Here is a 12,077-nt window from a genome sequence, read left to right as displayed (position 1 = left end):
CGCCGAGGCCGCCCGCCAGGCGGTCGCCGCCGGTGCGAACGTCGTCCTCACCGACGTGCTCGACGCGGAGGGCAAGGCCACGGCCGCCGAGCTCGGCGAGCGCGCCCGCTTCGCGCACCACGACGTGACCTCGGAGGAGGACTGGCAGCGCGTCGTCGGCCTCGCGGTCGCCGAGTTCGGGGGGATCCACGGCCTGGTCAACAACGCCGGTATATCCACGGGCCAGTTCCTGGAGTCGGAGTCGGTCGAGCACTTCCGCAAGGTCATCGACATCAACCTCACCGGCGTCTTCATCGGCATGAAGAGCGTCATCCCGGCCATGAAGGAGGCCGGTGGCGGATCCATCGTGAACATCTCCTCCGCGGCCGGTCTCATGGGCCTCGCGCTCACCGCCGGTTACGGCGCGTCCAAGTGGGGCGTCCGCGGCCTCACCAAGATCGGCGCCGTCGAGCTCGGCACCGCCCGCATCCGCGTCAACTCCGTCCACCCGGGCATGACGTACACCCCGATGACCGCGCAGGTGGGCATCGAGAAGGGCGAGGGCAAGTACCCCAACACCCCGATGGGCCGGGTCGGCGAGCCGCACGAGATCGCGGGCGCCATGGTCTTCCTGCTCTCGGACGCCGCGTCGTACGTGACCGGCGCCGAGCTCGCCGTCGACGGCGGCTGGACCGCGGGACCCACCGTGAAGTACGTCATGGGGCAGTGATGTTGGATGGTCGGCATGACGACGAACAGCGCGCCCGCGCCCGACCCGCGTGAAGAGATCCTGGCCATCGTCGACGAGAACGACGAGGTCGTCGGCGAGGCCCCGCGCGGTGAGGCGTACGCGCGTGGCCTGCGGCATCGCTGCGTGTTCATCCAGGCGCGCGACGCCGAGGGCCGCGTCTTCGTACACCGGCGCACACCGACCAAGCTGGTCTTCCCCTCGATGTACGACATGTTCGTCGGGGGTGTCGTCGGGGCCGGCGAGTCCTACGACGACGCCGCCCTGCGCGAGGCGGAGGAGGAGCTCGGGATCGATGGACTCCCGCGCCCCACGCCGCTGTTCAAGTTCCTGTACGACGACGGCGCCGGGCACAGCTGGTGGTCGTACCTCTACGAGGTGCGCTGCGACCTGCCCGTGAACCCGCAGGTCGAGGAGGTCGCCTGGCATTCCTTCCTCACCGAGGATGAGCTGGCTCAGCGGCTCGGCGAGTGGGAGTGGGTGCCGGACGGGCTCGCCGCGTACGAGCGGCTGCGGGAGTTCCGTGCGGGTTAGGGCGGGCTAGGGTGCGGCGAGTGAGCAACTTCGTACAGAGTCTGCGCCTGTGGTTCGCGCCCGAGCGGATCCGCGACGAGGGCGACACCCCCGACTACCGCTTCTCGCTCGCCAACGAACGCACCTTCCTCGCCTGGCTGCGCACCGCGCTCGCCCTCATCGGCGGCGGTTTCGCGGTGGACCAGTTCCTGCCTGACCTGCGCTGGGGCTGGCGCATCGGGCTCGCGCTCGCCCTGCTCGCCGCGGGCGTGCTCAGCTCGTTGCGCGCGGTCAACCACTGGGTGCGCTGCGAACGGGCCATGCGGCGCGGCGAGGATCTGCCCGTGTCGCGCTTCCCGACCGTCCTGAGCCTGGCCGTCGCGGTCGTGGCGCTCGCCATGGTCGTCGTCGTGCTCTTCGGGTGGGAGGGGTGACGGACCAGGACCAGGGCCAGGCTCCGGAACGCGATCCGGGGCTGCAGCCGGAGCGTACGAGGCTCGCGTGGCGGCGTACGACCCTGTCCTGCACCGTCGCGGCGGTCCTCGCGGCGCGGGCCGCCCTCCAGGAGGGGACCACCGCGGTGGCTGTCATCGCCTGCGCGCTGTGCCTGCTGCTGTGGCTCGGCTTCCTGGGCGTGGCGCACCGCAGGATGACCGAGCTCGCCGCCACCCACAGGCCACCGCGGCTTCCGGCGCGGGCCGCGGCGACGGCCGCGCTGTGCACGATGGCGCTCGCGGCGTGCGCGACGGCCATGGTGTTCTGAACGCTCGGGAAAGGCGCGCCCTCAGTGCCTTGACTCAGTGCCTTGACGGCCCGTCCTCCGACGTCCAGTCCACCGTGACGACGATCTTGCCCCGTGTGCGGCCCTCCGCGCTGAGGCGGTAGGCGTCCGCCGCCCGCTCCAGCGGGAACGTCTCGGAGACGTGGACCGTGACGACGTCCTGCTCCACGAGCTGCGTCAGGTGCCGGAGGTCGCCGGCGTCCGGGCGTACGAAGCAGTAGTGGCCGCCGAGGCCGATCACGCGGCCGTCCGCGACCGACGCGAGGCGACCGCCGGGCGCGAGGAGTTCGGCGGACACCTTGAGGGTCTCGCCGCCGATCGTGTCGAAGGCGGCGTCCACACCGTCCGGCGCGAGCGCCCGCACGCGATCGGCCAGACCGTCGCCGTGGGCGACCGGTTCCGCACCCAGTTCGCGCAGGAAGTCGTGGTTGCGCTCGCTCGCTGTGCCGATGACGCGGGCGCCCGCGTGCCGCGCGAGCTGGACGGCGATCGAGCCGACGCCGCCGGCCGCCGCGTGCACGAGGACGACGTCGCCCTCCGTCACCTCGAGCGTCTTGGTGATCACCTGGTAGGCGGTGAGCCCGGCGAGCGGCAGGCCCGATGCCTCCTCGAAGGTGAGGTTGCGCGGCTTGCGGGCGAGGGTGCGCACGGGGGCCGCGACGTACTCGGCGAAGGTGCCGCGCGAGAGGAAGTCCTCGCGTACATAGCCGACGACCTCGTCCCCCACGACGAACTCCGGGACGGAGGCGCCCGGCTGCACCACGACGCCCGCGACGTCCCAGCCGGGGATCACCGGGAAGACGGGGTCGAGGACGCCGTCGAGATGCCCTCCAAGGCACTTCCAGTCGACGGGGTTCACCGACGCCGCGCGGACTTTCACCAGAACGGAGTCGGGGCCGACCTTCGGGTCGCGCACATCGCCGTACTCGAGGACTTCGGGGCCGCCGTACTGGCGGTAGCTGATCGCCTTCATGGGGTCGGCTTCATGGGAGTGCCTTCGTGGGATCGCCCGTGTGGGGCAGTGGCGCGGTGGTGGAAACATCAACAAGGCTTCCATATCCCCATCAAAGGGGCATCGAGTACTAGCCTGAGAGGGTCACTCCCCTCCCCTAGCTCCCACAGAGGTGCACGCGCCATGAGCACGCTCCACCACGAACACCCCGTCCACGAGCACATCCACGGCCCGGCCTGCGGCCACCCGGAGGTGCCGCACGGCGACCACGTCGACTACGCGCACGACGGTCACATGCACCGCCTGCACTCGGGCCACTGGGACGAGTGCGAGCCCGACGAGCACTCCGTCCACGAGGGGCACGACCACCGGCACGGCGAGGGCTGCGGGCACAGCTCCGTACTGCACGGCGACCACGTCGACTACGTCCACGACGGCCACCGGCACGCGGCGCACGACGGCCACTGGGACGATCACTGAGGCCCACCAGGGCCCAGCTGCTCGGCCGACTTCCCCCGCGCGGGCGCCAACTGGCAGTCTGTGGCGGGGGATCGGCATGTTCAGGGCGCTCGGCGCCACCGCGATCCTGATCACGTTCCTCCTGCGCTCTGGACTACATACCGACTGGTCGGCATCATGAACGTCAGCGCGACGCAGCGCGGTATTTCGACGACGACCGTCCGACCAGGAGCGAAGATGAGCTCAGACCATCCACCAGGCCTCGATCTCGACCAGTTGCGCGGCCACCTGGACCGCGAGCGGCCGGGCCTCGTGGGCGGACCGCTCACCGCCCGGCTGATCGAGGGCGGCAGGTCGAACCTCACGTACGCCGTGACGGACGGCGCGACGCGGTGGGTCGTACGGCGGCCACCGCTGGGGCACGTGCTCGCGACCGCGCACGACATGAAGCGCGAGCACCGGGTGATCAGCGCACTGCACCGAGGGACCGAGGTTCCGGTGCCCGCGCCGGTGCTGCTCTGTGAGGACGTCGACGTGCTCGGGGCTCCCTTCTACGTCATGGACTTCGTGGAGGGAACGCCGTACCGCACCGCCGAGGAGCTGGCCCCGCTGGGCGCCGAGCGCACCCGCGCGGCGGTCATCGGCCTCGTGGACACCCTCGTCGACCTGCACTCCGTGGACCCGCAAGCGGTCGGCCTCGGCGACTTCGGGCGGCCCGACGGCTTCCTCGACCGGCAGCTGCGCCGCTGGGGCAAGCAGCTGGACGCCTCGCGCAACCGCGACCTGGCGGGGATCGACGAGCTGCACGCCGCCCTGGGGCGGCAGCTGCCCGTCTCCCCCGCACCCACCGTCGTGCACGGCGACTACCGCCTCGACAACGTCCTGATCGGCGACGACGACCGGATCAAGGCGATCCTCGACTGGGAGATGTCCACGCTCGGCGATCCGCTCACCGACCTGGGCCTGCTCGTCATGTACAGCACCAAGCTCCAGCTTCCGGACTCCCCCATCAGCACCACGGCGGGCGCGGCCGGTCACCCGGACGCCGCCGAGCTGATCGAGCGGTACGCCGCGCGCTCGGGGCGCGACGTCTCCGCGGTCGCCTGGTACACGGCGTTCGCGTGGTTCAAGCTCGCCGTGATCCTGGAGGGCATCCACTACCGGTACACGCTCGGCCAGACGGTCGGCGCGGGCTTCGACCGCATCGGGGAGCTGGTCCCCGTCTTCATCGAGCACGGCCTCACCACCCTCCAAGGACGACAGGAAGGCTGAGACAGCCATGGACTTCGCATTCGACGCCCGTACCGAAGAGCTGCGCGACAGGCTCCTCACCTTCATGGACGAGCACGTCTACCCGGCGGAGGAGGTCGCCGAGGAGCAGCGCGCCCAGCTCGCCTCGCCCTGGGACACCCCGGCGATCGTCGGCGCGCTGAAGGCCGAGGCTCGCAAGCAGGGCCTGTGGAACCTCTTCCTGCCGGACGCCGAGCACGGCGCCGGACTCACCAACCTCCAGTACGCCCCGCTCGCCGAGATCACCGGCCGTTCCCCGCACCTGGCGCCCACCGCGCTGAACTGCGCCGCCCCGGACACCGGCAACATGGAGGTCCTCGCCCAGTTCGGGAACGACGAGCAGAAGAAGCAGTGGCTCGAACCCCTGCTCGCCGGTGAGATCCGCTCGGCGTTCGCGATGACCGAGCCGGAGGTGGCCTCGTCCGACGCCACGAACATCACCACGCGCATCGAGCGGGCCTCCGAGGGCACTGACGAGTACGTGATTACCGGCCGCAAGTGGTACATCTCCGGGGCGATGAACCCGGACTGCCAGATCTTCATCCTGATGGGCAAGACGGACCCCGAGGGCGCCGACCCGCGCCGCCAGCAGTCCATGGTGCTCGTCCCGCGCGACACCCCCGGTGTCGAGGTACGGCGCGCGATGCAGGTGTACGGCTACGAGGACCACTCCCACGGAGGGCACGCCGAGGTCGTCTTCGACCGGGTCCGGGTCCCCGTGAGCAACCTGATCGGCGAGGAGGGCGGCGGCTTCGCCATCGCCCAGGCCCGCCTCGGCCCCGGCCGCATCCACCACTGCATGCGCCTCATCGGCATGGCCGAGCGTGCCATCGAGCTGATGTGTCAGCGGGCGGTGGCGCGTACGGCCTTCGGCAAGCCGCTCGCCCAGCAGGGCGTCGTCCAGGAGTGGATCGCGGACGCCCGGGTCGCGGTGGAGCAGCTGCGGCTGCTGGTCCTGAAGACCGCGTGGCTGATGGACACCGTCGGCAACAAGGGCGCGCACACGGAGATCCAGTCCATCAAGATCGCCACGCCTCGCACGGTGGTCGGCATTCTGGACCAGGCGGTCCAGCTGCACGGTGCGGGGGGCGTCAGCCAGGACTTCCCGCTGGCCGAGCTGTGGGCTGCAGCGCGGACGCTGCGCTTGGCTGACGGGCCTGATGAGGTGCACCAGCGGTCGCTGGCGCGGCGGGAGTTGAAGAAGTACCTGTAAGGGCCCTTCCGGGGGACTGTGCGTCGCTGCGAGTCCGTCGTGGCTGGTCGCGCCCGCGCGGCGGAGCCGCAAATGTCACAGCCCCGCGCCCCTTCGGGGCGCCTCCCTCGGGGCAGCTACTTCACGGTCGTAGCGCCCTCAGCAAGAGATCCGCCAGGTGGTCGGCGACCTGCTGCGGGGTGAGCGGGCCGTTGGGGCGGTACCAGGTGGACAGGTGGTGGACCGAGCCGAAGTGGTAGTCCACCACCAGGTCCGCGGGGGTCGCCTTGGAGAAGACGCCGGCCTCCTGGCCCTCCTCGATCAGCGCGCGGAACCGCTCGTGGTAGCGGCGGCGCTCCGAGCGCACCTGCTTGTTCTTCTCCGGGCTCAGGTGGTGCATGGAGCGGAAGAAGATCGAGGCGTCGTCGAGGTTGTCGATCGTCGTGACGACCACGTCCGCCGCCGCGTCCCGCACCCGCTGCTCGATGGGGGCGTCGGCGTCCGCGAAGGCGTCCAGACGCTCCTGCTGCACGCGCAGGACACGCGCGTACACCTCGTGCAGGAGATCGTCCTTCGATCCGAAGTAGTGGTAGAGCGCGCCCTTGGTGACGCCTGCCGACTCCACGATCTCCTGCACCGATGTGCGGTCGTAGCCGCGGTCGGCGAAGAGCCGCGTGGCGGCGGCGAGCAGCCGCTGAGGGACGGGCGTGCCGTCACCGTCCGTCGTCCTGGCCACTGCCGCCACCTGCCTTTCGAATACCGCTAGCTGTTGGTTGTACGGGAACGCAGTTCCCGCCGGAGGATCTTCCCACTTGTCGTCTTCGGCAGCTCCGGCAGGATCACGACCTCGCGCGGATACTTGTACGCCGCGAGCCGCTCCTTGCAGTACGCGGCAAGATCGTCCGGTGCCGCCGCGGCCCCTGGTCGCAGGCTGACGAACGCCTTGACCGTCTCGCCGCGGTAGCTGTCCGGGACACCGATGACCGCCGCCTCGCGGACGGCCGGGTGACTGTAGAGGACGTCCTCCACCTCGCGCGGCCAGACCTTGAAACCGGACGCGTTGATCATGTCCTTCTTGCGGTCGACCACGTAGAGCCAGCCCTGGGCGTCCATGAAGCCGATGTCGCCGGTGCGCAGCTCCCCGTCGGGGAACGCCTCGTCCGTGGCGTCGGGGCGCTTCCAGTAGCCCGGCACGACCTGCGGGCCGCGCACGGTGATCTCGCCCTGCTCCCCGAAGGGGACGTCCGCGCCGTGGTCGTCGACGATCCTGACGACCGTCTCGGGGCCGGGGACGCCGACGGCAAGCGTGCCGGACACGGGGTCGACCGGCGCCTCCTGGCCCGGCGGCACGGAGGCGCAGGGCGCGGTGCACTCGGTGAGGCCGTACCCGTTGTGGATATAGGGGCCGAAGCTCGCGCGGAACTTGTCCACCAGGGCGGGCGGCAGCGGCGCACCGCCCGAGGAGATCATCGCGAAGGAGTCGAAGTGCTCCCGCGTGACGGAGGGGTGGGCGGCGAGTGCCATGAAGGCCGTGGACGGGCCCACGGTGTACGCGGGCCGGTGCTCGGCGAAGGCGTCGAGGACGACCCCGGCCTCGAAGCGGTACGCGAGCGCGAGGGTGCCCGCGTTGGTCAGACACCCCACCACCTGCGCGACCATGCCCGTGATGTGGAAGAGCGGCGCCATCGCGAAGTAGCAGGCGCCTTCGGGGATGCCGGAGCCCGTGCGCTGCCGTTCTGCGTTGTAGGTGATGTTGCCGTGGGTGTTCATGGCGCCCTTGGGGGCGCCGCTCGTGCCTGACGTGTAGCTGATCAGCGCGATGTCGGAAGGACCGAGCCCGCGGCCCCCGGGAGCCGGGAGCCCCTGCCGGGCGACGGTCACCAGGTCCTCGGCGTCCGCGGCCTGCGGGAGGCGTTCGAAGTCGAGGACGCGGGTGTCGCCCCGGGTCTGCAGGTCGAGCTGGCAGGCGGTGAGCACGACGCGTACGAGAGAGGCCGCCGCCGTCTCGCGCAGGTACGTCTCCCAGGCGCGGTCCGAGCAGATCAGCGCGGTCACGTCGGCGTCCGCAAGGACGTGCCCGACCTCCGCCGACTTGTACATGGGGTTCACCGGCACGACCGTGGCGCCCGCCTTCCACGCGCCGAGCAGCGCGATCACGAAGTGCGGGGTGTTCTGCAGGAGGATCGCGACCCGGTCGCCGCGCGCGAGCCCGCGCGCGGCCAGGTGTCCGGCGACGGAGTCGGTGAGGGCGTCCACCTCGCGGTAGCTCAGGCGCCCGTCGAAGTAGGCCAGGGCCGTGTGCTCGGGGGCCTTGAGCACCGAGGCCCGGAAGGCGTGCACGACGGACTCGGCGGGTTCGACCGGGCCGCGCTGGGCCACGGTGAGGCGGTCGAGCCAGGGCTTGGCGGCGTATATGGACGCGGTCGGGGTCGCCTGGCTCACCGCTCCGTCGCCTCCCACTTCTGCTGGATGTGGTTCATGCCGGTGAGCCATTTGTCGGGCTCGGCGGCGCGGATGCGGTAGTACTCGGCGACCTCGGGGTGCGGCAGGATCAGGAAGCGGTTCTCCTCCATCCCGGCGAAGAGCGCGTCCGCGACGGCCTCCGGCTCGATCGCGGTGGGTGTGAGCACGATGTCGCCCGCGGTGCCGGTGGCGGCGAGCATGTCGGTGCGCACGCCCTGGGGGCAGATCGCGTGGACGTCGATCCCCCGGTGGCGGTAGGTGAGCGAGAGCCACTCGGCGAAGGCGTACGCGCCGTGCTTGGTGACGCTGTAGGGCGCGGCGCCGATCATGGTGAGCAGTCCTGCCGCCGAGACGGTGGAGACGAAGCGGCCGCTGCCGCGCTCCAGCCAGTCGGGGAGCAGCGCGTGGGCCGCGCGGACGTGGGCCATGACGTTGACGTCCCAGGCCGTGGCCCAGACCTCCTCCGGCGCTGCCTCCGAGCCGCCCGAGCCGAGGCCCGCGTTGGCGCAGTACACGTCGACGGTGCCGCTCAGGGCTTCTCTGGCCTCCGGCACGACCGTGGACGCGTCGCCCGGCACGGCGATCGCACCGATCTCGTCGGCGACCGCCTTCGCCTTGGTGGCATCCAGGTCGTTCACCACGACGCGCGCCCCGGCGGCGGCGAACCGGCGGGCCAGTGCGGCCCCGATCCCGCCTCCGGCACCGGTGACGACAACTCCCTTGTCCTGCAGGGTCTCCACGATCAGTCTCCTTCGACTGCGGCTCCGCTGTGATCGCAGACTAACCAGTCGGTATGTTCGGATGGAAGGGGGTCGGGCCGCCAGGTTCGTTCCCCGCCGGGGGTCCGCGCGCTAGCGTGCGTGGCCATGACAGCCACCGCGCTCACGGAGGTCTCTGCATGAACCTGTCCCGACGCAGCCTGTCCAGACGCGGCCTGCTGGCCGCCACCACCGCCGCGACCCTCACATCGGCGGCTCCTGCCGCCGCCGCGGGGGGCGGGGGCGGATCGGGCGGCGGACGGCGACTGCGCACCGGCTTCGAGCGCCTGGCCGCCGACGGCTACGCGCTCCTGGACGGGGAACGGGTCGGCATCGTCACCAACCCCACCGGCGTCACCCGGGACGTTCGCCACATCGTCGACGTCATGCACGCCGACGAGCGCGTGGACCTGGTCGCGGTCTTCGGCCCCGAGCACGGCTTCCGGGGGACGGCCCAGGCGGGCGGCTCCGAGGGTCGCTACGACGATCCGGCCACCGGGCTTCCCGTCTACGACACGTACCAGAAGAGCGGCAAGGCGCTGGCCGACATCTTCACGGCCGCCCGCGTCGACACGATCGTCTTCGACATCCAGGACGTGGGGGCGCGCTTCTACACGTACATCTGGACGCTCTTCGACTGCATGGAGTCGGCCGAGCTCGCGGGTAAACGTTTCGTCGTCCTTGACCGGCCGAATCCGGTGACGGGGCGCGGCGCGTACGGGCCCGTCCTGCACAAGGAGTTCGCGACGTTCGTCGGGCGGCAGCCGGTCTCGCAGGCGCACGGGATGACGGTGACGGAGCTGGCGCTGCTGTTCAACGGCGAGTTCCTGGAGCGCCCGGCCGATCTTGAGACCGTCCGCATGACGGGGTGGAAGCGCTCGGATTTCTACGACGCCTCCAGGCTGCCCTGGGTGCCGCCGAGCCCGAACATGCCCACGCCCGACACCGCCCTGGTCTACAGCGGAACCTGCCTCTTCGAAGGCACGAACCTCTCCGAGGGACGCGGCACGACCCGCCCCTTCGAGCTGCTCGGCGCGGAGGGCATCGACCGGAAGTGGGCGGCCGCCGCCAACGACGTCGGCCTGCGGGGCGTGGACTTCCGGGAGGCCTACTTCGCGCCGACGTTCTCCAAGTTCCAGGGCAAGACGATCGGCGGCGTCCAGCTCCATGTGCACGACCGCGATGCGTACGACCCGGTGCGCACCGGTATCGCACTCCTGGTGACCGCCAAGAAGGTGTGGAGCGGCTTCGCCTGGCGCTCCGACAACTGGATCGACAAGCTGACGGGCTCCACGCGGGTCCGCACCATGATCCACGCGGGCGCGGACACGGACGAGGTGGTGGGCGGCTGGCAGGAGGATCTGGCGCGCTTCCGTGCGGTGCGGAGGCAGTACCTGCACTACCGGTAGGTAGGGAACTCCCCACCGGCGAAAGGGGTGCCTGTCGGATGGCAGGCACCCCTGGCGAACCGGGATCGTGATCTTCAGCTCTGTACACCCGAGTTGAGGAGATCCGCATGGTTCGCACAGCACACCGCACAGCACACCGCACAGCACACCGCACAGCACACCCCACAGCACTCCGCACGGTTCCGCTCGCACTGGCCGGGACGCTCGGCCTGGGAGTACTCATCGCTCCCCAAACCGCCCAGGCCCAGCCGGGCACCGCCGATCCGCTGCCCGCGATCGAACGCGCGGCCCACCCTTTGCGCTCGACCGGTCCTGGCGGCTCCACGAAGGACCTGCGGCCGCTTGGCCGGATGGTGGGTGACGCTTCGGTGGTGGGCCTGGGCGAGGCCACACACGGCTCGCACGAGTTCTTCACGATGAAGGACCGCGTTTTCCGCTATCTCGTGGAGGAGAAGGGATTCACCACCTTCTCCCAGGAGGTCAGCTGGACGACGGGGCTGCGTTTCGACGCGTACGTGCGCGGGGGCGAGGGAGACGTGCGCGAGCTCGTCCACAAGGAGCTGGCCAAGACGCCCTGGGACACCCAGGAGTACGTCGAGCTCCTGACGTGGATGCGCGCGTACAACGACAAGCATCCGGACCGCCAGGTGCGCTTCATGGGCAACGACCTCAACTACCCCGAGATCGGTGGTGAGTTGTTCGACGGCGTGGAGGACTACGTCCGTGCGCACGAGCCCGACCTGCTGCCCAGGATCACCGAGCTGTACGCGCCGATCCGCCGCCTCGCGGACGGGGATACGTACATGGGCAGGCCCCTGGAGGAGCGGAAGAAACTGGCAGGGAAAGCGCGGGAGGCACGCGATCTGCTGAACGGGCTCCAACCCGCGTCGGGCAGTCGGGAGTTCACCATTGCGCTGCACCACGCCCGGTCCATCTCGCAGACCGCCACGATCTACGCCTTCCCTTTTGACACTCCCGAGGGGGTCAAGGACGGCATGCTGTACCGCGACCGCCTCATGGCGGAGAACACCGCCTGGTGGCAGCGGCACACCGGCGAGAAGGTGCTCCTGTCGGCCCACAACGCCCATGTCGGGTACGAGAGTTACGACCCGCGCTACCCGAAGATGCAGGGCGCCTTCCTGCGGGACCGGCTCGGCGAGCGGTACGTCAGCATCGGGTTCACCTTCGACCAGGGGTCGTTCATGGCGCAGAGCGCGGAATCCGAGGCGTGGAAGCCGCGTTCAGTGGGGGCGGCCACGCGCGGCATGAACGAGTACACGCTCGACAAGGTGCGCCACGACGACTACTTCCTCGACATGAGGACCGCTCCGGCCGCCGCCCGGAAGTGGCTCGGCAAGGGCCGGTTGACCCAGAGCATCGGGACGGCGTTCCCGGACGGCCCGCACAAGATCCGGCTCGCCCCCTCGCACGACATCCTCATCCATCTGAACCGCGTCACCGCAGCTCATCGGCAGTCTCAATGACCGAGACGAGCCGCCCCGGCTATTGACTGGCCCATACATCCAACGTGAG

At 70.5% G+C, this 12,077-nt stretch carries 13 protein-coding genes; 9 read left to right on the top strand and 4 right to left on the bottom strand.

What is annotated here, in order from left to right:
- The 4 genes from ABD378_RS03945 to ABD378_RS03930 form a co-directional block, all read left to right on the top strand.
- Nucleotides 1-709, top strand: a 709-nt coding sequence (locus tag ABD378_RS03945; protein WP_344518927.1) for an SDR family oxidoreductase, incomplete at its 5' end; no start/stop codon positions are given.
- Nucleotides 710-724: 15 nt separating this feature from the next.
- A complete protein-coding gene (locus ABD378_RS03940) occupies nucleotides 725-1,261 on the top strand; it encodes an NUDIX hydrolase (protein ID WP_344518926.1) in 537 nt (178 codons plus the stop codon).
- A gap of 20 nt (nucleotides 1,262-1,281) precedes the next feature.
- Nucleotides 1,282-1,674: a YidH family protein gene (locus tag ABD378_RS03935; RefSeq protein WP_190082673.1), complete on the top strand. Its 393-nt coding sequence runs from the start codon at nucleotides 1,282-1,284 to the stop codon at nucleotides 1,672-1,674.
- Entirely contained in the window at nucleotides 1,662-2,003 is a 342-nt protein-coding gene (locus ABD378_RS03930) for a DUF202 domain-containing protein (protein ID WP_386545678.1), read from the top strand. The genes ABD378_RS03935 and ABD378_RS03930 overlap by 13 nt, the downstream gene beginning before the upstream one ends.
- Nucleotides 2,004-2,037: 34 nt before the next feature.
- Here ABD378_RS03930 and ABD378_RS03925 read toward each other — a convergent pair whose 3' ends face one another.
- The gene (locus tag ABD378_RS03925) at nucleotides 2,038-2,994 is read right to left on the bottom strand and encodes an NADP-dependent oxidoreductase (protein ID WP_344518922.1); all 957 of its coding nucleotides are present in this window, start codon (nucleotides 2,992-2,994) and stop codon (nucleotides 2,038-2,040) included.
- Nucleotides 2,995-3,156: 162 nt separating this feature from the next.
- Between ABD378_RS03925 and ABD378_RS03920 the strand changes: the two genes are divergently transcribed.
- The 3 genes from ABD378_RS03920 to ABD378_RS03910 all read left to right on the top strand — a co-directional run bounded on the left by ABD378_RS03920 (nucleotide 3,157) and on the right by ABD378_RS03910 (nucleotide 5,935).
- Nucleotides 3,157-3,453 (top strand): hypothetical protein, encoded by a 297-nt coding sequence (locus ABD378_RS03920; RefSeq protein ID WP_249590910.1) that lies wholly within the window; start codon nucleotides 3,157-3,159, stop codon nucleotides 3,451-3,453.
- Between the two features lie 216 nt (nucleotides 3,454-3,669).
- On the top strand, nucleotides 3,670-4,704 hold the full coding sequence (locus ABD378_RS03915) for a phosphotransferase family protein (RefSeq protein ID WP_344518921.1): 1,035 nt from the start codon (nucleotides 3,670-3,672) through the stop codon (nucleotides 4,702-4,704).
- Nucleotides 4,705-4,711: 7 nt separating this feature from the next.
- The gene (locus ABD378_RS03910) at nucleotides 4,712-5,935 is read left to right on the top strand and encodes an acyl-CoA dehydrogenase family protein (RefSeq protein WP_344518920.1); all 1,224 of its coding nucleotides are present in this window, start codon (nucleotides 4,712-4,714) and stop codon (nucleotides 5,933-5,935) included.
- 121 nt (nucleotides 5,936-6,056) lie between these two features.
- Here ABD378_RS03910 and ABD378_RS03905 read toward each other — a convergent pair whose 3' ends face one another.
- From ABD378_RS03905 to ABD378_RS03895, 3 genes are read right to left on the bottom strand one after another with little or no spacing between them, the layout of a single operon-like run.
- On the bottom strand, nucleotides 6,057-6,650 hold the full coding sequence (locus tag ABD378_RS03905) for a TetR/AcrR family transcriptional regulator (protein ID WP_344518919.1): 594 nt from the start codon (nucleotides 6,648-6,650) through the stop codon (nucleotides 6,057-6,059).
- Nucleotides 6,651-6,676: 26 nt separating this feature from the next.
- Nucleotides 6,677-8,407 (bottom strand): class I adenylate-forming enzyme family protein, encoded by a 1,731-nt coding sequence (locus ABD378_RS03900; protein WP_344518918.1) that lies wholly within the window; start codon nucleotides 8,405-8,407, stop codon nucleotides 6,677-6,679.
- A complete protein-coding gene (locus ABD378_RS03895; RefSeq protein WP_344518955.1) occupies nucleotides 8,353-9,120 on the bottom strand; it encodes an SDR family oxidoreductase in 768 nt (255 codons plus the stop codon). Before ABD378_RS03895 ends, ABD378_RS03900 begins: the two co-directional genes overlap by 55 nt.
- Before the next feature lie 155 nt (nucleotides 9,121-9,275).
- On the opposite strand from ABD378_RS03895, the gene ABD378_RS03890 reads away from it, so the two are divergent.
- Nucleotides 9,276-10,544: an exo-beta-N-acetylmuramidase NamZ family protein gene (locus ABD378_RS03890; RefSeq protein WP_344518917.1), complete on the top strand. Its 1,269-nt coding sequence runs from the start codon at nucleotides 9,276-9,278 to the stop codon at nucleotides 10,542-10,544.
- A 107-nt stretch (nucleotides 10,545-10,651) separates the two neighbouring features.
- A complete protein-coding gene (locus ABD378_RS03885) occupies nucleotides 10,652-12,028 on the top strand; it encodes an erythromycin esterase family protein (RefSeq protein ID WP_344518916.1) in 1,377 nt (458 codons plus the stop codon).
- Nucleotides 12,029-12,077: the final 49 nt, after the last annotated feature.

The organism is Streptomyces rectiviolaceus (assembly GCF_039533825.1).
Taxonomy (GTDB): Bacteria; Actinomycetota; Actinomycetes; order Streptomycetales; family Streptomycetaceae; genus Streptomyces; species Streptomyces rectiviolaceus.
This window is presented reverse-complemented; position numbering and strand designations above follow the sequence as displayed.

Coding starts and splice junctions, on each gene's coding strand:
- ABD378_RS03940 (WP_344518926.1), top strand. CDS start 725: ATGACGACGAACAGCGCGCCCGCGCCCGACCCGCGTGAAGAGATCCTG.
- ABD378_RS03925 (WP_344518922.1), bottom strand. CDS start 2,994: ATGAAGGCGATCAGCTACCGCCAGTACGGCGGCCCCGAAGTCCTCGAG.
- ABD378_RS03920 (WP_249590910.1), top strand. CDS start 3,157: ATGAGCACGCTCCACCACGAACACCCCGTCCACGAGCACATCCACGGC.
- ABD378_RS03915 (WP_344518921.1), top strand. CDS start 3,670: ATGAGCTCAGACCATCCACCAGGCCTCGATCTCGACCAGTTGCGCGGC.
- ABD378_RS03910 (WP_344518920.1), top strand. CDS start 4,712: ATGGACTTCGCATTCGACGCCCGTACCGAAGAGCTGCGCGACAGGCTC.
- ABD378_RS03900 (WP_344518918.1), bottom strand. CDS start 8,407: ATGGCTCACCGGCATGAACCACATCCAGCAGAAGTGGGAGGCGACGGA.
- ABD378_RS03890 (WP_344518917.1), top strand. CDS start 9,276: ATGAACCTGTCCCGACGCAGCCTGTCCAGACGCGGCCTGCTGGCCGCC.
- ABD378_RS03885 (WP_344518916.1), top strand. CDS start 10,652: ATGGTTCGCACAGCACACCGCACAGCACACCGCACAGCACACCGCACA.